Below are 25,242 nucleotides of genomic sequence, written 5' to 3'. Positions count from 1 at the left end.
CTTTTAGTATACAAGCCTATAATTATTCGAATTTGAAGTAACAAAAATTGTTATTTTCTCAGAATGCATTGATCAAAAGCGAGAATGCTTTCTTTTGTAAAATATTTAATATCTTTTTGTACAATCAACCGAGTAAATCAAAAAATTTTAAGCTTATCCAGTGAGCCTTTCCGAAGGATTACGCAGCGAATTGTGTACAATTTACACGGAAATAGTCCGACAGTTTATAACCCTAAAACACCAAAAATTTAAAACGAACCTATGTAAATACTTTCCAATCCGAATCTTACTTATTTGATTAACTGGTTTCTGAGTTGGAAACCAATGGTCGACTCTACGTTCCGTGCTTATACGGTTAAGCAACTTTTTTTGTTCTACTATTCAATCCAAATTTTAATCTATGAGAATTTCTACTGGATGGACATCTCGTGCTACATCACGTTTTGTCTCTTCTCTTTTACTGGTCCTGATCACAGTGATAGGCGCATTTGCCCAGAATGTGGTCAAAGGAACCGTTAAAGATGATCAAGGAGTGGCCTTACCAGGCGTAAGTGTCGTGGTAAAAGGAACTACCGCCGGAACTGTAACCGACAATGAGGGTGTCTACTCGGTCGCTGCTGATAGACAAGGCACATTAGTCTTTTCATTTATCGGTTACCTGACTCAGGAAATACCTGTGGGCAGCAAATCCAACATTGATATCAAACTTATTTCAGACACCAAGGCATTGACCGAGGTGGTCGTTGTAGGTTATGGTACTGCCAAGAAAGCAACTTTAACTGGTTCTGTTACAGCGGTTAAAGGAGCGGAACTTGAAAAAGCGCCTGCTGCGAACTTATCCAACACACTAGGCGGACGTCTGCCTGGTATTTCGGCAGTTCAGGCGAGTGGTGAACCGGGAAATGACGGTTCTGCCATCCGTATCCGCGGAACGAACTCCCTGGGAAACAGCAATGCGCTGATCGTTGTGGATGGAGTTCCCAACCGTAGTGGTGGTTTGGACCGTATTAACCCGGCCGATATCGAAAGTATTTCAGTTTTGAAGGATGCTGCGGCAGCGATTTACGGTTCACGTGCGGGTAACGGGGTAATCCTGATCACTACCAAGCGTGGAAAAACAGGCAAGCCACAGTTGTCATACGACATGAACTTCGGTGCTTCCCAGCCAACCAGAACGCCTGAAATGTCTAACGCGCAGGAGTACGCAACGATCCGGAACGAGCTCCAAATTTATGATAACCTTAATGTTGGGGAGTGGGGCAGTGCATTAACAGCCTTTAACACAACAGGTTCTTACAAAAGGCAGGATAACGGGAATGTGATCAATGCGGTTTTCAGCCCTGATGATATGAAAAAATTCGCCGACGGTTCTGATCCGCTTTTGCACCCAAACACAGACTGGTACGGCTCTGTGATCCGCAAATGGGCACCGCAGCAACGCCACAATCTGCAATTAACAGGTGGAAGCGATAACATTCGATATCTGGCTTCTCTGGGTTACATCAATCAGGAAGGTTATTATAAAAACACTGCGACCGCTTACAAGCAGTATGATATGCGTATCAATCTGGATACAAAAATCAACAAGTACGTGTCTGCAAATTTGGGCCTTACATTGCGCGAAGAGGATCGTAATTACCCAAGTGGTGGAAACGACGCAGGTCCGATCTTCCGGATGCTGATGCGCGGTAAGCCAACTGAAATAGCGATCTGGCCAAACGGAAAAGCGGGTCCTGACATTGAAAACGGTCAGAACCCTGCGGTTATCACAACCAACACAACTGGTTACGAGCGCGACAAAAGGGATTATATCCAAACAAACGGAGGTCTTGAAATTCTGATCCCTGGCGTACCGGGATTGAAGATCAATACAATGGCAGCATTGGATAAGCAAATCCGCCGCCAGAAAAACTTCGAAACGCCCTGGACATTGTATTTCTGGGATAAGAAAACCTACGAACCGGATGGCACAACGCCGGTTTTGACAGGAACAGTTCGTTCTACATTCAAAGACCCACGTTTGACCGAGGCTTCTTATCAGGAATTATCCATTCAGTTGACGGGACAGATTTCTTATGAGAAATCAATCGGGTCGCACAACTTCAATGTAATGGCGGGTGTACAACGTGAAAAAGTGGATGGTGATGGTTTCTTTGCATTCCGTCGTTACTACATTTCTCCGGTTGTGGACCAGCTTTTCGCGGGCGGAACGCCTGAGCAAAACATTGGTAACTCTGGTTCCGTTACGGTAAATGGCCAGACTACCAATAATACGGACCTATTTACCAGAGCCCGGTTGAGTTATTTCGGTCGTGCCGGGTATAACTTCAAAGAAAAATATTTGGCCGAGTTCTTATGGCGCGTCGATGGTTCTTATGTGTTTCCAAAAGAAGGCCGTTTCGGTTTCTTCCCTGGGGTTTCTGCGGGATGGAGAGTTTCGGAAGAAAATTTCTGGAAAAACAATGTACGGTTCATGGACAACGTGAAACTGCGTGCTTCATGGGGGCAAATGGGTGCTGAGCCTTATTTCCTTGGAACTGAAACACTTGCGGAATATCAGTATTTGTCAACAATGGGCCTTGGTAGCTACATTATCAATGACCAGGTTGCTAAAACATTGCTTGAAGCACGTGTCGCCAACAAAAACTTCACGTGGGAGGTTGCCAACAACTCCAACTTCGGTATTGAAGGAACATTGCTGAATGATAAACTTGCATTTGAATTTGATTATTTCGTAAACAATCGTTCTAATATCCTGATCCCAAAAGCGGGCTCAACGCCTTCTTCTGCGGGTATCGACGGAAAGCTGCCTCCTCAAAACCTGGGTAAACTTCAAAATAAAGGATGGGAGTTCAAGTTGAGCTATGATGGCAATGCGGGTGACGATTTCAGATACTCAGTAAGTGTGAATGGTGGTTATGCCAAAAACAAGATCAAATACTGGGACGAAACCCCAGGCGCGCCTGTTTACCAGCGTTCAACAGGAATGCCGTACAACTCATTCCTTGTTTACCAATTCGACGGAGCATTTAAAGATCAAAGCGAAATCGATGCCAACAAACTGGACTACTCACCTATTACGGGTAACCTGAGACCTGGTGATATGAAATTCAAAGACGTGAATGGTGATGGTAAAATCAGCGCCGATGACCGTTTGAGAACTGAAAAAGTACAACGTCCCTATTTCACGGGCGGTGCCTCTATCAACCTGGGTTACAAACAATTTGACCTTTCTGTATTGTTCCAGGGAACGCTGGGAGGACTGCAAATTGTAGGTCTTACCGAGTCCGGTGACATTGGTAACTACTTGAAATACGACTTCGACCACCGTTGGACAATTGATAACCCAACCAGCGAATATCCACGTTTGACCAACCGTAACAACAGGTATTATACCAACACAGGACAAGCTGGTATTAACAACTACTTCCTGAAAAGCAACAATTACCTGCGTGTGAAGAACATTGAGCTAGGCTATAACCTGCCATCTGAGCTTGGTTCGAAAATCGGGTTGAGCAAATTCCGGGTCTACGTGAATGGATTGAACTTGTTCACTTTCGATAAAATCAAGGTCTGGGATCCGGAATCCACCAATAACAGTGGCCAATACTATCCACAGGCAAGAATTATCAACGCCGGTCTACGTGTAGCATTTTAAAGACAACAATTATGAAATTGAAATATAAAAGTATAATCTTCATTGCCCTGCTGACCGCGGCTGGATTATCGTCCTGCGACACTGATTTCCTGGATGTGACCCCACCGACCGAAATTCCAAGTGAAGAAGTATGGAAAGAAGGACCGTTGGCAGAGGGCTTTGTAACAGGGATTTATGCGGGCCTTCAACAAGGAGGATTCAGTGAGCAGATGCTTGCCTCGCTAACCGATGAAGCCGTTTTTACCCACACGGGACGTAACATTAACACGGTGAACGAAGGAAGTTTAAGCCCTTCAAACCTGGGTTGGGTGGATGATACCTATGGCTGGGGGCCTATGTTTACGCGGATCCGGGCCACAAACCTGGCTTTGGCTAATCTTCCGACAGCGACTTTCACAGACGAAACGCTGAAAGCACGTCTGATGGGCGAAACTTACTTTTTACGCGCCTATTACTATCAGCAACTTGTTCGCTACTATGGTTCTGCCCCGATCATCACCAGGGTTTACAACCTGAATGAAGATTACTCCGTGCCTCGTAACACTTATGAAGAATGTGTAACCCGCATGGTTACCGACCTTGACAGCGCTGCTTTATTGTTGAAAGGCAAAACAGTGGTGAAAGGCCGTGCAACCGAAGCCGCTGCATTGGCGCTGAAATCGAGGGTCTTGCTTTACGCCGCCAGCGATTTACATGATATACCTACTGCAAAAGCTAAATCGAGTGTGATTGCTGCATACCCCAATCCAGAATTTTTGGGCTATGTATCGGGTGACAGAAAAGCGCGCTGGACCGCTGCGCAGGCTGCTGCAAAAGCTGCATTGGCTGCAACGGATGGAGGTTATAAACTCAATCTGACTACACCGGTAACTCCTGCACAGGGAAGGATCAATTACATCTCTATTGCAATGGGTGGCGGAAGTGCTGATAAATCACTGGATGCGTCAGCTGCTAATGAAATCCTTTTCGGACGCTATTTTACGCCAAGTTTGAGCGAAGGAGCACGTCAGACTGGTTTGAACAATGGTCCTAACGGTTATCACAACTGGGCTGGAAACACGCCCATCGGCACATTGGTGACGATTATCATTGATGGAGGAACTTTTAGCTGGACAAACCATCACAAAGCAGCTCCTTACAAAAACCGCGATCCACGTTTTTATGCAACCGTCATGTATGATGGTGCAGATTGGAAACCACGTCCTTCGGATGCAAAAGATCCGGCAAACCAGATTCAGACAGGTGCATATGACCTTTTAGATGACAAAGGAGCATTGATCAACCGCAAAGGATTGGATACACGCAGCAGCTCAATCGAAGACTGGAATGGAAGCCGGACTGGTTATTACATGCGTAAGTTTATTGATCCAAACCCTGCATTGTATGATAACACCGACCGTCAGAACATCCCATGGCCATTCCTTCGCACCACCGAGGTTGTATTCAACTACATTGAAGCGAGCATTGAAGTGGGTCAGGAAGCAGAAGCTTTGCTATGGTTAAACAGGATCCGTTTCCGCGCAGGTATGCCAGCATTGAAAGTGACTGGCGCCGCTTTGAAAGAGGCCTACCGTCATGAAAGAAGGGTAGAAATGGCTTATGAAGAGCAGCGTTACCATGACGCCCGCCGCTGGATGATTGCCAAGGAAACACTGGGCCGTCCATTGCAATACATTAACGTGCTGGGTAAATTCAAGGCGGGTAAGTCTATGAAAGAGCCATATCACTATGATACGGATGTTTATACTTACACCTACACGCCGGTCGTGGAGAAATCGCACGAAAACCGCACCTTGGGTTGATAAAATGTACTTCCGTCCGTTCAGCCGGGATGAGATTAACCGAAATTCAAAACTGGCGCAGAATCCTGGTTATGATAAATAGTTAGTCCTCACTTTATCAGTAAATTTGTGAAACTATGTCTTCGTTATGAAGGCATAGTTTCTTTTTTATACAGTTCAATCCTTCGTGGCCCTATTATGAAGCGAATAAAATCCTGGATCCCAGGAGTTATCGTGCTGACATTCAGTCTTGGTTTTATAGGATGCAATAAATCCGCAGATTCCGATAAACCCAAAGGCGGTGAAAGCCAAACGCCTCTGTTTACTCTTTTACCCGTCGAAAAAACTAAAATCGATTTTGCCAACACATTAACAGAAGGCCTGAATACCAATGTGTTGATGTACGAATATTTTTACAATGGCGGCGGCGTGGCTGCAGGCGACTTGAATGGCGACGGGCTTGACGACATTTATTTTACCGGCAACATGGTGCCTAATAAGCTGTATCTCAACAAAGGTCAGATGGTTTTTGAAGACATTACGGCAGCCACTGGCGTTGGCGGAAGGGAAAGGCCCTGGAAAACGGGGGTGACTATGGCCGACGTAAATGGCGATGGTAAGCTGGACATTTACGTGTGTTATTCGGGAAATGTTTCGCCGGAAAGTCTTAAAGGTCAGCTTTTTATAAATAAGGGTAATAATCCAAATGGCATTCCGCAGTTTGAAGAATCGGCTGAAAAATACGGTCTGGGTGCACCAAGCAACAGCACGCAAGCTGCATTCTTTGATTTTGATAGAGACGGTGATATGGATATGTTTTTATTAAACCATAATCCCAAATCGCTTCCAATCCTGGATGAGGCCAGCACGGCAGATTTGCTCAAAAAAGACGATCCAATCACAGGAGTGCGTTTTTTCAGAAATGATCCCAAAGCCGATGGCACGCCCTATTTTGCTGACATTACCAGGAAAGCAGGCATTCAAAGTTCGCCTCTGACTTACGGCTTGGGCATAGGCGTAGCGGATGTAAATCAGGACGGCTGGCAGGATATGTATATTTCAAACGACTATTCTGTTCCCGATTTTTTATATATCAACAACAAAAACGGCACATTCACCGACGTACTCAATGCATCTATCGGGCACACGTCCCATTCATCCATGGGCAACGATATCGCCGACTTCAATAATGACGGTCTGCCGGACATTTTCACACTCGATATGTTGCCTGAGGACAACCGCAGGCAGAAATTGCTGGCCGGCCTGGACAATTACGAGCTCTTCGATTTTAATGTGAAGATGGGTTTCCACCACCAGTATATGCGGAATATGCTGCAACTGAACCAGGGCCAGGGAGGGAAAAGTAAAACACCCGTTTTCTCAGAAGTTGGGCAGTTGTCCGGCGTTTCCAATACCGATTGGAGCTGGGCGTCACTGTTTGCAGATTACGATAATGATGGCTGGAAAGACCTCTTTATCACCAACGGCAATCTGCGCGATTTTACGAATATGGATTTTGTAAAATTTATGGGTGATCATTTGAAACGCATTGAAGGGCAGGTTAAGCGCGAGGATGTGCTCAATATGGTGTATCAAATGCCGTCGTCAAACATGAAAAATTATCTTTTTCAAAACAAAAAAGATCTGACCTTCACCAATGTTGCCGAAAGCTGGGGTTTGGGAGAAATTTCTAACAGTGGTGGCGCGGCATATTCGGATCTGGACAATGACGGAGACCTGGATCTGGTCGTAAACAACATTAATAAGCCAGCATTTATTTATCAAAATGATGGTGATAAGTTGCTGAAAAACAATTATTTGAAAATAAAGCTGGAAGGTGAGGAACGCAATAAATTCGGCATCGGGGCGAAGGTGACCATTTACAGCAAGGGGCAAAAACAGTATCTGGAACAAATGCCAACGCGTGGTTACCAGTCGAGCGTATCGCCGGTCTTGCATTTCGGTTTGGCTAAGGAAAGCATCGATTCCCTGCAAATTGTCTGGCTCAGCGGGAAACGTGAGCGTGTGATCAAACCCAAGTCAAATGCGCTTTTGACATTAACAGAAAAGAATGCAAAAACGGCGAGAGCCAGTACGGAAACGGCCAGCCCGATTTACAATCCGGTACAATCACCGATCGCTTATAGTGCAAAAACAAGTAATACGAATGATTTCAAACGTCAGCCATTGCTCGTTAACCCAATTTCCTTTTCAGGACCTTGTCTGGTGAAAGGCGATGTGAATGGGGATGGTTTGGAGGACATTTATGCCGGAGGCGGTCCGGGAGAAGCCGGAAAGCTCTATTTGCAGCAAAAGGGAGGCGCTTTCACAAGCAAATCAGTGCCGGCATTTGAAGCGGACAAGCAAAGTGACGACACGGACGCCGTCTTCTTCGACGCCAATGGCGACGGATCCCAGGATTTGTTTGTGGGCAGCGGCGGTTATGCCGCGTTCATGCCCGAAGATCCGTTGCTGCAAAGCCGTTTATACCTGAATGATGGCAAAGGTAATTTCACAAAAAGTGCAGGCGCATTGCCCAAAATGATCACCAGCACCAGCTGCGTGCGCGTAGCGGACATTAACGGAGACAAAAAGCCCGACCTGTTCGTAGGCGGCCGCGTCATCCCCGGGCGCTATCCCGAAACGCCGAGAAGCTACATTTTGATCAATGACGGCGCAGGCAGATTCTCCGACCAGACGGCAACGCTTTCCTCTGAGCTAGCAACCATCGGATTAGTGACCGACGCAGCCTGGACGGATTTGAATGGGGATAAAAAGCCTGATCTGATCGTCGTCGGCGAATGGATGCCTATTACGGTTTACATGAATGTGAATGGCAAATTTGAAAATAAAACCACGACTTATTTCGATAAACAATACAGTGGATGGTGGAACAAAATACTGTTAACCGATCTGAACGGTGATGGTAAGGACGATTTGGTTATCGGTAATTTGGGACTGAACAGCCAATGTAAAGCCAGCGACGCAGAGCCTGTTGAAATGATTTACAAAGACTTCGACGACAATGGCTCTATTGATCCGATCATGAGTTTTTACATCCAGGGCAAAAGTTATCCTTACGTAACCCGCGATGAAATGCTGGACCAGATGAGCATTATGCGGACGCGTTTTCAGGACTATAAGGGCTATGCGGATGCGACAACAAAGGAAATATTTACGGCTGACGAACTCGCAGGAGCAAAGGAATTGAAAGCCAATTATTTGAAAACCGCCTATTTCGAACAAAGCCCAAATGGTAAATTCTCAGAAAAACAGCTTCCTTTCCAGTCGCAGATCTCGCCTGTTTACACCATTACGGCCGTTGATTTTGACAAAGACGGGAACAAGGATTTGCTCCTTTGCGGCAATGTGAGTAAAGCACGGCTGCGATTTGGGAAGTACGACGCAAATTTTGGTGTTTTGTTGAAAGGAAATGGCAAGGGCGGGTTTGCCTACATTAAACAGGACAAGTCTGGTTTCAATATAAAAGGCGATGTGAGAAGTGTGCTGCCGGTTGGCGACAAGCTTTTATTCGGGATAAATCAACAGGAAATTAAAGCATATCAAATTGGTAAAGTTAAATAAGGGCTGGCTGCTGATTGCAGTGATTGGCCTTTTGGGAAGCTGTAAAAAGGATTCACCAGCGAACATTAGTCCTGACGCGATTGGGAATGTAACATTGCAGATGACCGACGTCATGATCCACGACGTCACCAATCCACCATTAAGCGCCAGATTTTTCGCCTATGCCTGCCTGGCCGGCTACGAAGTTGTTTCGCAAAATGATACAGCTTACAAGAGCATGCACGGTGTATTGAATGAATATCCACAAATGACCAAGCCAGCGATAACGACATTTTCCTACCAATTAAGCGCCGTGCTGGCCATGCTGGAAACGGCCAGGAAAATGCAGCCATCCGGCGAATTATTGCAAACCTATCAGGCCAGGTTACTGGATTCGTGCAGAAATGCAGGCATAAGCGAAGAAGCCATCGCCGGCTCACAGAAATACGCCTTGGCGATCAGCAAGCAGATTTTAAAATATGCTAAGGCAGACAAATATAATCTGATCAGTAATTTCCCTCGCTACGAGCCTAAAAACACATTAGGGACCTGGTACCCGACTCCTCCCGGCTATTTCCCACCTGTGGAGCCTTACTTTAAAACCGTTCGTCCATTCACGCTTGATTCCGCTGCGCAATTCCGCCCGGAGCCTCCTGTCGCTTTTTCGGAAGACAAAAAATCAGCTTTTTTCAAGTTGATGAAGCTTAATTATGACGATAAAAAAGAGCCTCAGCACCGGGTTATGGCGGCTTTTTGGGATTGTAACCCGTTTGCTCTGGAAAACAAAGGGCATTTGCTGGTTGGGATGAAGAAGATCTCTCCGGGGGCGCACTGGATGGGAATAACAAACATTGCCTGCAAGCAAGGCAAGACAGATTTTTCCAAAACGATGTTAATCCATACGTCCGTTGCCATTGGATTGATGGACGGATTTATGACCTGCTGGGAGGAGAAATTCCGCAGCAACCGCATCCGCCCTGAGACAGCCATCCGCAAATACATCGATCCTACCTGGACGCCATTTTTACAAACGCCTCCCTTTCCCGAATATCTGAGCGGCCACTCCGTTATATCATCTTCATCAGCCGTAATCCTGACCCATTATTTTGGAGATAAATTCGAATACACCGACACCGTTGAAGAGCGTTTTGGCCTCAAAGCCCGCAAATTTCCATCATTCATGGCTGCCGCCGAAGAATCCGGCATGTCGCGTTTTTACGGAGGAATCCACTTCATGGACGCCATAGAAAACGGGCAAAAGCAAGGAATTCAGGTTGGTGAATGGGTTGTAAAGAAGCTTGGGGAATGACGGCAGAGTGAATAAGTCACACTTTTGGGATCATATTTATAAAGTTCCTTCCGCTTACAAAAAGTCCAAAGTGATCTTGTCGACTTGCTGTGGGCCTCATATAGCGACGGCCAGCGAACGTTTAAGTTTTTTCTGGATTTACTAGGTTAACTTACCGAAATCGACGCCAGTTTCTTCCAACAATCGTTTGGTATAATCATAACCTACCTCAAACAACTGCCCGGCTTTCCGGAAATCAAAAATGCTGAAACGGCTTAATTCCGCAGGTTCGATCAGTAAATCGCATTTCTTGAAACGTTCTTTTGTTTTGCTATGCATGGCCAGGATAAGGCTCCGGTAGACGAGTTCCGTAGTTCTTTTGAGAGGCTTGTCCAATGTGAACGGATTGCAGTGGATGCCGATAATGAAATCGGCTTCATGCATAATTGGCTCGACTGGAAGGTTATTGAGCACGCCGCCATCGACCAGATCGCGACCCTGGAAACGGATTGGGCTGAAAAGGCCGGGAATGCAGCACGAGGCAAGAACCGGAATGGCCAGCTCGCCGCTCCGGAATTGCAGCTCTTCCCCGGATACAATGTCCGTCGCAGTGACGACGAACTTGGTTTTTAGCGATTCAAATGTGTTTTCGGGAATGTACTTACGGAGCACTGCCTCCAATTTGTTCATGTGCAAAAGGCCGTTTGCGCCGAATCCAAACCGGATATAGGGATAAAAGCTCGTTTGCAGGATCATTTCAATGATTTCATCAGGCGTGTAACCGTGCGCAAGCATGGCACCAACGAACGCGCCGGAACTGGTCCCACTGATAATGTCGGGCTTAATCCCACTTTCTATCAATGCCTTAACTGCGCCAATGTGCGCAATGCCGCGTGCCCCGCCACCGGATAAAACCAGACCGATCTTCATAACATTAACTGATAAAAGTGCTCAGTGCACCACGCTCGCGAATGGCAATTCCTTTTTCGGTTTGCTCCACCACGGCAGCTTCAAAGGCGGGGTCATGCTCAAATAATATAATGTGCTTTCCGGCGGCAGCATTTTGCAACACTTCCTGCTTTTCCTGCATGGTAACGAGCGGCCGCATGTCATAACTCATGATCCAGGCCAGCGGAATGTGATAAGAAGATGGCAACAAATCCGCGGCATAAATAATTTTTTGATCCTTATAATGTATCACAGGCAGCATCATTTGCTCTGTATGGCCGTCCACATGGATGAAATCAATGTTAGAAAAGGGGGACTGGCTCTTATCGATAAATTTCAGCTGACCCGATTCTTTCAAAGGAAGAATGTTCTCTTTCAGAAACGATGCTTTTTCGCGGGGATTCGGGTTCACAGCCCATTCCCAATGTGCTGCATTGGACCAGTAAACAGCATTAGGGAAGGTAGGAAGCAGCTGCGTCCGATCCTTATTGTATTGCACAGCGCCGCCTACGTGATCGAAATGTAAATGGGTCAATATAACATCTGTAATGTCCGTAGCGTCATAGCCGTGATTTTTAATGGAGGAAATTAGGCTGGCATCTCCGTGTAAATCGTAATGGCCGAAAAACTTCTGATCCTGTTTGTTACCCAGACCTGTGTCGATTAATATCAACCTGCCGCTATCCTCAATGAGCATGCAACGCATAGCCCAGGTGCAAAGGTTTTTCTCATCTGCGGGGTTATGCCTGTTCCAAAGCGATTTCGGAACCACCCCGAACATCGCCCCTCCGTCCAGTTTAAAGAATCCGGTGTCTATCATGTGAATGTCCATGTTGGAAAGTTAGCTAAATCAAATGCACTTCAAAACTTTTGGCAGCTTAATGGTCGTTCAATCATGCATGTCAGGTATGACAATGGGGCTATATAATTGTATTAATTCATAGAAACTAAAACAATGTTCTGGTGATAGTGAATCATGCAATATATTATTTGTAAAGATTGATGATCCTCGTTATTTTCGGCTGCATCATTTTCAGCCTGGCCTCCATGAACCGTAGAAATTTTTTTGAAAAAGCAATTCCCGCAAGTTTCGCATTAGGCACAATTGCCTCTTCTTGTGCCCCTAAAACCCAGCTCTACTATCCCGACAAACACTTTCATATCGGACGCGGCTATCATCAGATTCCAAAATTGAGGCTTTCCGCGGATCGCATTGTGAAGGAAACCGTTGGGCTGCGGCCATTCCGCGCATCGGGGCCGCGTTTGGATGTAGAGCAATTGGGAAACAAAACCATCGTGCACAATTACGGACATGGCGGAAGCGGCTGGTCGCTTTCGTGGGGAACGGGTAACATTGCGCGGAAAAATGTTTTGGCTACGAATGAAAAGAAAGTAGCGGTAATTGGCTGCGGAACGGTGGGTATCGCTACGGCGCGCCTGTTGCAGGAAAGCGGTTGTGAAGTGACTATCTATACAAAGGACGTCCCGCCTAATATCACCAGTAACCTGGCGACAGGCACGTGGTCTCCTGCTTCGCGCGTTTGCGACGTGAAAGTGGCCAAGCCCGAGTTTAAAGCCATTTGGGAGGAGGCAACGCGCTTTTCGTTCCGGCGGTTCCAGTTTTTCCTGGGGCTGAACGATATTGCATGCTGGGCGGAGGAATATGGTGTTTTTAAACAAGAGCCCGTTTACACGCCCGGTGCCGGGGGAGAGGACTTCGAAATTCATGGCCTAATACCTGAACGCGTAAAGCTAAGTTCCAAGGAACATCCGTTTAAAGCGGATCACGTGACCAGGCGCACGAATTTGATGTTCAATATTCCCAGCTATCTCAGGCATCAGCTTCAGGACTTTGTCATGTTTGGCGGGAAAGTGAAAATTCAGGAGATCAAAAAGCTGGAAGACATTGACGCGTTACCCGAGAAAGTGGTGGTCAACTGCATGGGATTGGGTGCAAAACCCGTATTCAACGATCAGGAGCTTACGCCGGTCTCTGGCCAGCTTTCCTGCCTGATCCCACAAAGTGACGCGAACTACAAATTATATACACAAGGCGCGAACTTCATCTCCCGCAAAGACGGCATTTACATTGGCAGCAATGGGATCGTTGGAAACTGGGACACGACGCCAAGTAAGGAACAAACCGAAAAGACGGTGGGCATACTCATGAAACTGATGGAGGAAATGAAAGGATAGGCGTTTACGGCTTCGAAACGTCTTCTTTCAAATGATAGCGTCTGCGGATTTCGTTGATCAGGAATTTTTTCTGGGCAGTGAAACTGTCGGGATGCATGGTCACGAACAGCTCCTTCCATTCCGCATAGCGGGCCGGGTCGATTTTGCTGAAAGTATCCTGATCAATTTTTTTCAGCCTTAAATACGCTTCAAATTCCATTATCCCGATTTTTTCGCAATATGCGCATACTTTTGCATATCACTAAAAAAATCTGAGCCCGAATATGAAAATTGACCTGCGCAGCGATACCGTCACGAAGCCAACAAAGGAAATGCAGCAAGCCATGTGGGCGGCCGAAGTGGGTGACGATGTATTAGGCGACGATCCGACGGTAAATGCATTACAGGAAAAGGCAGCCAAGTTATTCGGGATGCAAGATGCGCTTTTCTGCCCGTCCGGCACAATGACCAACCAGCTTGCTATACGCGTCCACACACAGCCAGGCAGTGACGTGATCTGTGACAAGCATTCACACATTTATTTATATGAAGGGGGCGGCATTATGCTCAATGCATTGTCGTCCGTAAAGCTGCTAGACGGCGACCGCGGCAGGCTTACGGCAAAACAGGTTGCAAGCGCAGTCAGTCCTGAACACGACATTCATTCCACAGTAACTCGCCTCGTTTCGCTGGAAAATACAATGAACAAAGGCGGCGGTTGTTATTACGATCTTGCTGAAATTAAAGCGATTAAGAAAGTTTGTGATGACAAGAACATTCCGTTGCATCTCGACGGAGCCCGGCTTTTCAACGCGTTGGTTGAAACTGGTGAAAGCCCGCTCGAATATGGAAAAGCATTTGACAGCATCAGTATTTGTCTTTCCAAAGGTCTCGGTTGCCCGGTTGGATCTTTGCTGCTGGGAACGCATGAAGTAATTAAAAAAGCGAGACGTTTCCGCAAAGTAATGGGTGGAGGATGGCGTCAGGCTGGGTTTTTGGCTGCGGCAGGCATTTATGCACTCGATCATCACATAGAAAGACTAACGGAAGATCACGCCCGGGCTCGGGCCATCGGAAAAATGTTCCAGCATCTGCCAGAGGTGGAGGAAATTTTTCCTGTTGATACTAACATTGTCATTATCAGGCTTGCCGACAATGTCTCAGAGATTGATTATGTAAATAAATTGGCTCATCAAGGCATTCTTGCCGTGACTTTCGGGGAAAATCTCGTCCGCTTTGTCACGCACCTGGATTTTACAGATGATCATTTGCATGAAATGAGCAAGCGGATAAGATAATTCAGACTTCCGGAATTACTTCTTCGTATTCGTATTCCGAATTAGGTCCCTGGTAAATCACCTTCATTCCTGAAAGGTCAGCCACATATGTGTGAATACCCGCCGCGCCTATTTCGCGCAGGAAGGTCGGGTAATCCGTTATGCCTTCCTGGTTCCTTTTTATAGCCGCTTTTACGGATTCCAGCTCAAACGTCTCCGCACATTCAAACTCCGGGATGTCACCGGGAATCACCAGCTTATCACCAATAACGGATGTATAAGTACGTTTATGGTTACGAACCTTGATCTCGTAATTGTCAACCCCGATTGCTTTCAGGTTTTTTACAAAAAACGGATAAGCTTGCCCCTTAGATCGCTCTTCGGCAGATTTTATTAAGTCGTCGGTTAATTCTACCATATGCATAATAATATGCGTTTTATTATTTTGTTACTTTTTTACTAAATACCCGTGCCAGGCTCAGTTAAGGCTATTTTTAAGGTCAGCTCAATCGCATAGTTCTGATTGCGGCCACCCATTCTTCCCTGCTGCATATCGGACAAACGGCACTCCCCGCCGGTAAGTCCAACACATTGCCGCAAAAGGCGCAAGCGTGCAATCCATTTTTGAATATCTTTTTGCTTTTTTCATGATAAAGATGCGGCAGTAATGGCAAGCCATATTTTACATCTTCATCCTTGTAAAAGAAAACGCTTACTTCGCCAGACGGTTCCAGATAAGCACTGCGAACCTGACCCAAATGTTCAATACTTCTGGCACGCAATTCAGAAAAAAACTCGTCCTGTGCCAGTGTTTCTTTTTTAAATGCGCTGATAGAAAACCTGCCTTCGTGGATCAGGCAGACAGTTTTTCCTTCAATTAGTCTTTCAAACCACACATTTTTCCCGGTTAGCCAGGTCACAAACCTGTAAAGAAAGATAATGGTAGTAAACACGACGAGCGCAGGAATTATACCAACATCTTCATAGAACATCGGGTCACCGGCTGCCGAGCCCAATGAGATGATGATTACCGTCTCAAAAACAGAAAGCTGCCTTACGCCCCGCTTTCCCGTCACGCGCAATGCAATGAGCAGAAAGACAAACATTATCGTGGAGCGCACGATCACTTCTGCGAGGAACTTGAACGGCAGCTCGTTCATCAGGAATCTTTCCCATTCAAAAATTTCTTTCATCCAACTGCCTAGTAATGAAGTTCATATGCAATGTCCTTAATGCCTCTCTCACCCTTAATGTCCTTAATTGGTGCTTCAATATTATAAATGTTCAGTATCCTCCCAGCAGAATTAAACTGAAAAGCGTAAACCACGCTCTTCGACTCTGCGTGGAATGTAATGTTATTGATAATAGGATGAACTTCCCCGACACAATCGCCGCTGAAACACAGCTCAAAAGATTTAAAATCACCAATTCCCGTTACCTTACCCTCGGCCGAAAAGCCCACTTTTTTACCTGTTGCCTTCCCTTTCTCAAAAATTTCGTAAGAACCTGCAATCATTTTTTCATTCAGCACTGTCGGGAAATCCCATTCTCCGCCGCTTGGCGCAGCCACTTTGTCGAAGGAAGAGTTTTCGTTCGTTTGTTTCCAGGAACTGTCTTCCAGGATCAGCTTTTTACTCTCGTCTACCGAAAAAAGCAAATCCTTATCCTGTAAAGCCTTACTGATCGCATATTTTTTTCCTGACTTGGCGTAAGCCAGAGTTGCTTCCTCAAAACCATAGAAAACTTTCACACTATCGTCGCTCAAAAAATTGAGCTCATAACAATAAGTGTTGATCAAGCCCGGGATCGAATCCTCAACGACATTCAGAAACGATTGGTTGATGTAATGTCCGCGCAAAACAACCTCGTCAGTTTCTTTTTTTTCGCTGGTGCAACCATAGATGGCGGCACCGAAAAACAGCAAGGCGCAACCTGGCAACAGTGGGCGAATGTTCATCATAATGTTGTATAGTTATAAAAAAATGTTACCTGACCATCTTCATGGCAAAGTAACATCTTAATCTTAACTAATGGTCGTGTATACTAAAATATGCGTTTAATGCGCCATATCGTCTTCTTCGGGATGATGCACGATCAGCGAGCTACGCGTATCCAGTTTTTTGATCATTTCATTGGACATAGCATCCGCGTAAACACCGTAACTGCTTACTAACGTGCCTTTCAAGCCGTCTTTTGATTCGATTGCGTAAAGAATTGACATATCCGACGGATTTGTCATTCCTTCGAAGCGATAAACTTTTATAATATCAAAGTCTTCCGGAGACAGGGTCAGGCAAATGCCATCGTCTTTATGCAACTCCAGAGAATGCGCGGTCATATTGAAATCGTAAGTGTAGCCCTGCGCTTGCAGCTCCTGAAGGGTTTCAATAAGCGTATCGGGTTCATCCATGTTTTTGTTGGAAGGATGTCCTTTTTGTTCCTTATCCTGATCTGATCCTTGCAAGTCCATAATTATTGATTTAAGGTTATGATTTCTTTAAAATGTCAGTTTAGTGACATCGTTGTTTTTAGTTAAAGTGTCGAAACCCGCCTTTTCAGGCAGCGGGAAGTTTTCTGAAACGGATGGTGATGATTTTAGCTTAATGCACGTAAAAATTATGCCTTGCAGCGTTACTGCCGGTAAATTGCGCCTGCTCTGATTAATGCAGAGATTTCCTGTAATCGTCTCAAAAAACGGGCGACCATTTTGAGGTGCTTTGACCTCAATTTGCAAGAAAATGTAGAATGCAGCCCTATCTGGGGTTTACGGACGGTAAGTCACCTGCCCCGAATTATACGCAGCAAAGCAGCCCAGTCCGCCGCTGATATTGGTATAGATCAGGGATGGCTCAGTGAACGGATTATCCGAAGTTCCGCGCATTTCCAATGACCTGTGATATTTAAAATAATGCACATCCGTGTTGTAAACTTCCAGCATAACCATCGCAATTTTAGCTTTTGGATACACAGTGAATTTATTCCCGTTGCCATAGTCATAGGCGATCACATTGGGCAAAACGGTGCGGCCTATGGGCGAAGTAAACACAGCGCCGTCCAGGTTTGCGTCGCTTTGAAAATCGTTGCGGCCAATGGTTTCGTCCCAATTAAAATTAAAGCGGTTCTTGACCCGCCTTTCCTTGAAAGTCTCCGCACTGAAACCTTCTGCTACACTGTATTCCAGATCAACCGAGCTTCTTACCCGGTAATAATTGGTATCGCGGGAAGCGTCCGTCCAGCTCATCTGAACGGTTAAGACCGTATCCTGCTCAAAAACATTGCTTGAAAAAGACGTGTCCAGCTTGTAAGAAGATGCCAGCACCTGACCGGCCGGAACCGTGCAAACGCCCGTAGCGACACGGTTGCCGTCCGACACAAAAAGTGAATATGTTTTTCCCGCAACGATCGGAAAAATAGACTTGTCAATGCTGTATAATGTGCTTGCCGAATCAAAAGGAATAGCGACTTCCCTGGTTCCGTCCGAGATCTTTACCAGGGCATTCCTCACAACGCCGCCATTATTTCCGGATTCCGAAAATAGCGGAACGGATTCCGTAACGACGACATTAATGCGTGCAGATTGCGGCGAAATGAATGACTGAACCACCAGCTTGGATGCTGTCCTGGGCAACTTATCCGCCGGAATGTCCGTAATCAGCGATTCGCAGGCCGAAAGGCAAATTGAAATAACTATAACAATGATATGATGCAATTTCATGGCGGCGGAATTAGAACTTGAAATTATAGCTGAAATAGGGGAGGACGGGGAAAAGGGAATAGCGTTTGAGTGTCTTCTTGGTATTACCCGCAGCATCCGTATCGTCGGTGTCTATGTCATAAAAAAACGGGTTTCGGCGGTTATAGACATTATATATACCAAATTCCCAGGTTCGTTCATGTCGTTTTTTTTGTTTGCGAAATTGGATAGCGAAATCCATGCGGTGAAAAGGCTCTGCCCGGAAGCCGTTTTTTTGTCCGTACTCACTTACCGTCGGGCCGTTCCAGCCGATGGCCGGTTTGCCGTTGGGGTTTATTCTGGTGATAAAATTGTCGCTTACGCCTGTGAAAGTGGCGACGGGCAATGTTAATGCATTTCCGGTTCCGTAAACCCATGTCGAAGAAATGGTTATGCGTTTGGTAAGCTCATAGATTCCAACCACCGAGAGGTCATGGCGGCGGTCGTAACGGGGAAAGAATGTTTTTCCAAAGTTCAGTTCAGGGAATTTCCAGTAAGTCCACGATAATGTATAGCCTACCCATCCCGAAAGCCGACCTGTTTTTTTCTGAATTAAAAATTCCCCACCGTAAGACCAGCCTTTGCCTGCGGTAACATTGTCTTCCCAGCTCAGTTCATTGGCATTTTCACCATTAATACTCAAAAAGGACGATCCTTCCTTGTAGTTGAGAATGTTATTCATGTTTTTGTAATAACCTTCCAGCGTCAATGTTAGCGCGGGCTTTTCCAGGTCTTTGGCAAATCCCAATGCAACTTGCTGGGACTGTTGCGGTGCCACGCGATCGGTTGTAGGAACCCAAAGGTCCGTTGGTAAGCCTAAGCCGGTGTTGGAAAGTAAATGCACATATTGGTTCATTTGGGCATACGAAGCTTTTACCGAAAAGTCCTGTGCAAGCCTTAATGCTGCCGAAAACCTGGGTTCAGGGCGGATATATGTTTTTGTCTGGGTCTGAAATGCGCTTAACCGGAAGCCCGCATTCATTTTTAATGATTCAAATGGCTGCCAGGTGTCTTCAAGGTAAGCCCCGGCTTCAAATGTGTTTATGGGTTTGACAGACCTTTCAATCGGATTGTCGATAAAAGAACCTGCAATGGCCAGCGCCGAAGGGATAAACTTATGTTGCGTAACCTGCGCCCCAAACCTGATTGCATGCTTGGCCGAGGGATAAAAATCAAAATCCGTTTTAAGACCAAAATCCCTGATCCGGGAGTCGTATTCCAGGCTAAATTCATCCTGCGTTGCGCCGTCGCCATTGATGTCTTTGGAATAACTGGAAACGCCGAAATTGAAATTGCTGAAAATGAATGATGTGTTAACGAAGAGCTTTTGGTTAAGCACGTGGTTCCAGCGCATGGTAGCCGTAGCATTGCCCCAGTCCAGACCGGCCTTGGTTTCGGAATCCGCGCTTTTTTCTTCCACGTAAAATTTGTCCCTTCCAAAATATCCGCTTACATAAAGCTTGTCTTTCGGGCCGAGATCATAGTTCATTTTCGCATTCAGATCATAAAAATAATAACCCGGTCGGACTTGGCTTTCGTCACCTTTTTGCGACTGTTTTATAAATGGAGAAGCCAGCAGATCAATGTAAGTTCTGCGTCCCGAGATCAGAAACGATGATTTTCCTTTTGATAAAGGCCCTTCTAATGTCAATCTGGACGATATTAGCCCGATCCCGCCTTCGCCATGCAGCTTATCCTTGCTTCCTTCTTTCATGTTCATTTCCAAAACAGAAGAAAGCCGGCCACCATAGCGCGCCGGAAACCCGCCTTTGGTGAGCTCCACACTTTTCAATGCATCGCTATTAAATATCGAGAAGAACCCGAAAAGGTGATTGGCATTGTAAACGACCGCATCATCGAGAATGATCAGGTTCTGATCAGGGCCGCCGCCGCGTACATAAAGTCCTGTTTGTCCTTCGGTTCCTTTCTGGACGCCCGGCATCAGTTGCAGCACACGTAATACGTCCTTTTCACCAAAAAAGGCAGGCACTTTTTTCAACTGCGCAATAGGAATTTCAATCTGGCTCATCTGCACCGACCGACTCACATAATCTTCCTGCCGACGTGCCGAAACAACCACTTCTTCGAGCTGGTTGATGGCCGTCAGGAAGATGCTTAATTGCAGATTTTTCGCCAAAGTGACACGCAGATCAGTTTTTTGATAACCTACAAACGAAAAGGAAAGCATTGCGCTGTCAGCAGCGGGAACAGTCAGGGAATAAAAGCCATAAGTGTTGGTGACGGCTCCATAAGGCGTGCCTTCAATATACACATTAACCCCCGGCAGCTGCTCCTGGCTCCCTTTTTCCTTCACAAAACCGCTAATTGTTATACGTTCCTGAGCGGATGCGGCGATCGAAAAAAGCAGAAATGACACGGCAAAAACAAAACGCATGATCAGCGGGCTGGTTGACCTTTGTAATAATTCTTTGGATAATAAAGTATTGATCATGGTAAAGGGTAGAATACGCAATGGACAAACCTGCCGCTAAGCCGTATATACTCCTTTTTGAGCACATTGGATCAAATGCGCTACGCAAGTTTTGTCAGTCCGCGGTTTTCCAATAAATATTGCTCTTTGGGAGTTCTTCCCCGGAAGGATTTGTAAAGCGTGAGCGGCTCCTCAGTTCCGCCTTTTTCGAGAATATTTTTTCGGAACGATAATGCAGTCGCGGGATCGAAAATGTTGCCCGTTTCCTTGAAAGCAGCAAATGCGTCACTATCCAGCACTTCGGACCAAATGTAGCTGTAATACCCCGCCGAGTATCCTCCTGCAAAAATATGCTGAAAATAAGTGCTCCGGTAACGCGGTGCGATCTGCTTGATCAATCCCCGATCAGCCATTGCCTTTTCTTCCACGGCCTGAGGATTTATTTGCATACCGGCAGGGGCAATGTGATAAAAAAGATCCAGGAAGGCTGCCGCCAAATATTCAATAGTAGCGAATCCCTGATTAAACGTGGACGCAGCTTTCATTTTCGTCACGGCTTCCCCGGGAATCGTTTCGCCGGTTTGATAGTGTTTTGCGTAGCGTTTCAGCACTTCCGGCTCGAAGGCCCAATGTTCCATGATCTGGGATGGTAGTTCCACAAAGTCGCGGGGGACCGAAGTGCCTGATAATGTTTCAAACTCAACATTGGAAAGTAAGCCGTGCAGCGCGTGGCCAAATTCATGAAAGAACGTTTCCACTTCTTCTGCGGTTAACAAAACAGGATTTTCACCGGTTGGTTTGGCATAATTGCAAACAATAGACACGACAGGAGCAATGCGCTGGCCATTTTTCATACGCTGCTTGCGATAGGAAGTCATCCATGCGCCACCTCTTTTTGAATTTCGAGTGAAGAAATCCATGTAAAAAATGCCGGTCAGATCGCCGTTTGCTTCTCTTACTTCATAGGTAATTACATCTTCGTGGTATGTTGGAATGTTTTTGATTTCCGTGAATGTCAGACCGTAAAGGTTTTTAACCACTTCAAAAATCCCGTCACGCACATTTGTCAATTGGAAATAGGGCTTTAATTGCTCTGTATCATAGTTGTATTTTTCCTTACGGACCTTATCTGCATAGTAAAACCAATCCCACGCTTCCAGCTCATCCGTGCGACCTTCTCTGTTCATTAATTCCTGCATTTGTAATGCTTCGGATTTGGCAACAGGCAATGCAGCTTCCCACAACCTGTGGAGAAGATCCAAAACATTCGTAATCTTCTTAGCCATGCTTTCTTCCAAAACATAATCTGCGTGACAATCATAGCCCAATAAGCTGGCCCTTTCAGCACGCAATGCTGCGATCTGTGCGACAATCTCCTTGTTGTCCAAATCATCATTGTGGTTACAACGGCTGATATATGCCTTGTAAATGGTTTCCCGGAGCGAGCGGTCGTCCGCATGCTGGAGAAACGGCATAATGCTCGGTTGGTGCAATGTGAATTTCCAATTTCCGTCTTTGGCGGCGTCCTTTGCCAGTTGAGCAGCATTCATTTTTATGGATTCCGGCAAGCCCGAAAGTTGGGATTCGTCACTGATAATCAGTTCAAATTGATTGGTTTCAGCCAGTAGATTTTGTGCAAAACGGACGGTTAGCACAGACAATTGCTTATTAATGTCCCGTATTTTGGCCTGTTCCGAATCACTTAAATTCGCGCCGCTCCGCACGAAAGCCTTGTAAGTTTTTTCCAAAAGGCGTCTTTGTGCTGCATGAAGTTCCAGGTTTTCCTGCGAATCATTCACTTTCTTAACGCGTTGGAAGAGAGCAGGATTAAGAAATATGTCGTCACTATGCTGAGATAATTTAGGCGCGATTTCCTTGGAAAGTGCCTCGATCTCAGCATTGGTATTCGCCGATGCCAGGTTAAAAAATACAGAACTAACCCTGGTAAGCAGATCGCTGGTGTATTCCAGGGCTTCAATGGTGTTTTCAAATGTGGGTTCAGCTTCATTTGAAAGGATGGCCGCGATACTATTCTGCTGCTCGGCCATGCCCTGCTCAAAAGCGGGCAAAAAATGCTGAGGTTCCACTTTATCAAAAGGTGGAACCTGAAATGGTGTGTTATATGGAGCTAAAAATGGGTTGCTGGCTTGCTGAGGCATATTGAATTGATTTTTGGGGCGGATCTTTAAACGCCCCGAATGTCAAATGTTTTTCAGCATGCAATTTAGGATTTCGATGAAGAGTTGCAAGCCACGATTTTCAGTTTGCCGCAATTGCATTTTCCTCCACAGGACTGCGCAGCATTAACCCCGAAGAGACGCTGGCAAGAATCAATTTTATTTCGTCACTAAGTCCTTTTTTTAACCAGACTTTCCCATTATTGATCGTAGAAACAGCGCCGATAATCTTTCCCTCCAACTGAAATTCATAACCATATACGTCGTTTTGAGTTAAAAAGCTGGATGAGCCTTCCAGCTCACGAATGCCCGCAATGTCAATCCGCGTATGCCGCGAGCGCACGAAGCCAGCTGTCCTATTCTTGTTCAGGCTCCTGCTCGAACCGTCAACATTATGGACGACAAATTCCCAGGCTTCGTCGCTGTCCAAAGGCTTAATGGCTCCGGCGAAGTAATTTTTGTATTTAAGAGAAACCGAGAAGTGATCCTGCAAAGGCTGATATTCAGTTTCCCTAAAACGGCTTACGAGTGTAACATCGGCAGTTTTCCCATTGAGGTCAAGTTGCTGAAAGCTTAATTTCTCCTTTGCACCATTGAATTTGACAATAAACGGAATGGAATAACCGGAAGTCCAGCCACGCTGCACTTTACTGGTCTTGAAGTTACCAAACGAAATCACCTGCCCGATTTGAGACCCTTGGCGGCCCTTAACAGAGTAAATTTCGCTCTCGTTTTTGAGATCGTTGTCAACGGCAAGCTCGGCAGTCCGGCAGGAAAATGCAGTAATGGAAATGAGGCCGACAAAAAGAAATACCTTAGTTAATTGTAAAGAGGATTTGAAGATTTGATTCATGGCTAATAAATGATTTTTATTAGCCAGAAACCAGAAAAAGGCCGAAGGTTGCAAGGGGAAATTGGAAAATTCGTGAACGGCAGAAAGAGCCCATCAGGAGTCAAAAGCGTCGTTTCCCAAAACAGGAGGCCCCGCCGGGGCCAAACAACATCGACATTTGGTTTTCTAGAAACAGGAAGCCGCGGAGCGGCTTCCTGTTTCTAGCCGGTTCGTTATTTGGGAAAAGCGAGCCCCGGCAGGGCTAGTTGCCCCGGAGAGGCTTCCTGTTTCTAGCCGATTCGTTATTTGCGAGATGCAAGCCCCCGCGGGGCTTCCTGTTTCTAGGAATAAAGATGATGCAGATGCGCAGGCTCCAGAGGAGCGTCTTTTAACATCATTTAACGCCCTTAACCTTCATTTTCAATCCGTAAACCGCCGTTTCGGCCGTAATGAAGAGCAAATCATTATTTTTTCCGCCAAAGCAAAGATTAGCCGTCCAGCCATTGTGAATAGGGAAATGCGCTATCTGTTGGCCTGTTTTGTCAAAAACCGTAACGCCTTTTCCGGTAATGTATAGGTTTCCTTCGGCGTCGAGGATCATTCCGTCGGAGCCCTTGGGAACGAAAAGTTTTCTGTTCGCCAGTGTTCCATCGTTTTGAATGTCGTAAACATATGTTTTGTTGTCGCCGATGTCGGCCACATAAAGTCTTTTGCCGTCTTTGGTGCCGATAATGCCATTAGGTTGTTTCAGTTTTTCATCGACGCGGATCAGCTTTTTTGTTTCAGGATTAAGATAATATACATGCTGACCATCTTGCTGCATAGCGGGATCACGTTTCCAATAATCGCGCTTGTACATCGGGTCGGTCAGATAAATGCCACCTTTTGGATCTATCCAGAGATCATTCGGACCATTAAGGAGCTTTCCTTCGTAGTCTTTTACCAAAACCGTTGGCTTGCCGTTTTTATCAAAAGACCAAACCTGATTGTCTTCATCCGAACACGCAACGAGGTTGCCGGTATTGTCAAAATACATGCCGTTAGCCCGACCTGAATTGTCTGAGAAAACACTGAATTTGCCACTTTCTGCGTCCCATCGGATGATTTTGTTATTGGGTTGATCGGTGAAAAACACATTGCCATTGTCATCGGCAACCGGCCCTTCTGTGAATTTGTAACCGTCTCCGAGCTTCTCAACCTGCGCGTCAGGCGCTACTATCGATTTTGAATCCATTATCTGTGCTGAAAGTAAGGCCGGGAAGAGCAATGCTGCGATCCCGGATAAAATTGAACAAAAACCTGCTGACTTTTTCATATCAAAACAATGCCGGGCGAAAGTGGTCCCAGTTGCTTTAAAAGTCTGCAAGTGGCGATTCCT

General features: G+C 46.0%; 17 protein-coding genes and 1 pseudogene. 6 read left to right on the top strand and 12 right to left on the bottom strand.

What is annotated here, in order from left to right:
• The first annotated feature begins 400 nt into the window (after positions 1-400).
• The 4 genes and pseudogenes from MUK70_RS18170 to MUK70_RS18155 all read left to right on the top strand — a co-directional run bounded on the left by MUK70_RS18170 (position 401) and on the right by MUK70_RS18155 (position 10,312).
• The gene (locus MUK70_RS18170) at positions 401-3,658 is read left to right on the top strand and encodes a SusC/RagA family TonB-linked outer membrane protein (protein WP_244784449.1); all 3,258 of its coding nucleotides are present in this window, start codon (positions 401-403) and stop codon (positions 3,656-3,658) included.
• A gap of 11 nt (positions 3,659-3,669) precedes the next feature.
• A pseudogene (locus MUK70_RS18165) lies at positions 3,670-5,542 on the top strand (RagB/SusD family nutrient uptake outer membrane protein).
• Between the two features lie 95 nt (positions 5,543-5,637).
• Positions 5,638-9,024, top strand: a complete 3,387-nt coding sequence (locus MUK70_RS18160) for a VCBS repeat-containing protein (protein ID WP_234654319.1) — start codon at positions 5,638-5,640, stop codon at positions 9,022-9,024.
• On the top strand, positions 9,008-10,312 hold the full coding sequence (locus tag MUK70_RS18155) for a vanadium-dependent haloperoxidase (protein ID WP_234654317.1): 1,305 nt from the start codon (positions 9,008-9,010) through the stop codon (positions 10,310-10,312). Before MUK70_RS18160 ends, MUK70_RS18155 begins: the two co-directional genes overlap by 17 nt.
• Before the next feature lie 141 nt (positions 10,313-10,453).
• On the opposite strand, the gene MUK70_RS18150 is transcribed toward MUK70_RS18155, so the two are convergent.
• Positions 10,454-11,221, bottom strand: coding sequence for a patatin-like phospholipase family protein (locus tag MUK70_RS18150; RefSeq protein WP_234654315.1), 768 nt, complete (start codon positions 11,219-11,221; stop codon positions 10,454-10,456).
• A 4-nt stretch (positions 11,222-11,225) separates the two neighbouring features.
• Positions 11,226-12,071, bottom strand: coding sequence for an MBL fold metallo-hydrolase (locus MUK70_RS18145; RefSeq protein WP_234608555.1), 846 nt, complete (start codon positions 12,069-12,071; stop codon positions 11,226-11,228).
• A 215-nt stretch (positions 12,072-12,286) separates the two neighbouring features.
• Between MUK70_RS18145 and MUK70_RS18140 the strand changes: the two genes are divergently transcribed.
• Entirely contained in the window at positions 12,287-13,435 is a 1,149-nt protein-coding gene (locus tag MUK70_RS18140; protein WP_234654313.1) for an FAD-dependent oxidoreductase, read from the top strand.
• A 4-nt stretch (positions 13,436-13,439) separates the two neighbouring features.
• On the opposite strand, the gene MUK70_RS18135 is transcribed toward MUK70_RS18140, so the two are convergent.
• On the bottom strand, positions 13,440-13,634 hold the full coding sequence (locus MUK70_RS18135) for a hypothetical protein (RefSeq protein WP_234654311.1): 195 nt from the start codon (positions 13,632-13,634) through the stop codon (positions 13,440-13,442).
• A gap of 64 nt (positions 13,635-13,698) precedes the next feature.
• Here MUK70_RS18135 and MUK70_RS18130 point away from each other — a divergent pair, with 64 nt between their 5' ends.
• Complete coding sequence (locus MUK70_RS18130) at positions 13,699-14,712, top strand: threonine aldolase family protein (RefSeq protein WP_234654309.1); 1,014 nt, start codon at positions 13,699-13,701, stop codon at positions 14,710-14,712.
• Between the two features lies 1 nt (position 14,713).
• On the opposite strand, the gene MUK70_RS18125 is transcribed toward MUK70_RS18130, so the two are convergent.
• The 9 genes from MUK70_RS18125 to MUK70_RS18085 all read right to left on the bottom strand — a co-directional run bounded on the left by MUK70_RS18125 (position 14,714) and on the right by MUK70_RS18085 (position 25,179).
• The gene (locus MUK70_RS18125) at positions 14,714-15,115 is read right to left on the bottom strand and encodes a DUF1398 domain-containing protein (RefSeq protein WP_234608551.1); all 402 of its coding nucleotides are present in this window, start codon (positions 15,113-15,115) and stop codon (positions 14,714-14,716) included.
• Between the two features lie 76 nt (positions 15,116-15,191).
• Complete coding sequence (locus MUK70_RS18120; protein WP_234654307.1) at positions 15,192-15,884, bottom strand: DUF421 domain-containing protein; 693 nt, start codon at positions 15,882-15,884, stop codon at positions 15,192-15,194.
• 8 nt (positions 15,885-15,892) lie between these two features.
• Positions 15,893-16,651 (bottom strand): hypothetical protein, encoded by a 759-nt coding sequence (locus MUK70_RS18115; RefSeq protein ID WP_234654305.1) that lies wholly within the window; start codon positions 16,649-16,651, stop codon positions 15,893-15,895.
• Positions 16,652-16,747: 96 nt separating this feature from the next.
• Positions 16,748-17,161 carry a hypothetical protein gene (locus MUK70_RS18110; RefSeq protein WP_234654303.1) on the bottom strand — a complete coding sequence of 138 codons (414 nt, stop codon included), beginning with the start codon at positions 17,159-17,161 and terminating at the stop codon, positions 16,748-16,750.
• A 294-nt stretch (positions 17,162-17,455) separates the two neighbouring features.
• Complete coding sequence (locus tag MUK70_RS18105) at positions 17,456-18,406, bottom strand: DUF4249 domain-containing protein (RefSeq protein ID WP_234654301.1); 951 nt, start codon at positions 18,404-18,406, stop codon at positions 17,456-17,458.
• A gap of 10 nt (positions 18,407-18,416) precedes the next feature.
• Positions 18,417-20,819 (bottom strand): TonB-dependent receptor, encoded by a 2,403-nt coding sequence (locus MUK70_RS18100; RefSeq protein ID WP_234655381.1) that lies wholly within the window; start codon positions 20,817-20,819, stop codon positions 18,417-18,419.
• A 137-nt stretch (positions 20,820-20,956) separates the two neighbouring features.
• Positions 20,957-23,014 carry a M3 family metallopeptidase gene (locus tag MUK70_RS18095; RefSeq protein WP_234654299.1) on the bottom strand — a complete coding sequence of 686 codons (2,058 nt, stop codon included), beginning with the start codon at positions 23,012-23,014 and terminating at the stop codon, positions 20,957-20,959.
• A gap of 100 nt (positions 23,015-23,114) precedes the next feature.
• A complete protein-coding gene (locus MUK70_RS18090) occupies positions 23,115-23,885 on the bottom strand; it encodes a hypothetical protein (RefSeq protein ID WP_234654297.1) in 771 nt (256 codons plus the stop codon).
• Positions 23,886-24,258: 373 nt separating this feature from the next.
• Positions 24,259-25,179: an SMP-30/gluconolactonase/LRE family protein gene (locus MUK70_RS18085; RefSeq protein WP_234654295.1), complete on the bottom strand. Its 921-nt coding sequence runs from the start codon at positions 25,177-25,179 to the stop codon at positions 24,259-24,261.
• Between the last annotated feature and the right edge of the window lie 63 nt (positions 25,180-25,242).

Origin of the sequence: Dyadobacter chenwenxiniae (genome assembly GCF_022869785.1) — a bacterium.
GTDB lineage: Bacteria > Bacteroidota > Bacteroidia > Cytophagales > Spirosomataceae > Dyadobacter > Dyadobacter chenwenxiniae.
This window is presented reverse-complemented; position numbering and strand designations above follow the sequence as displayed.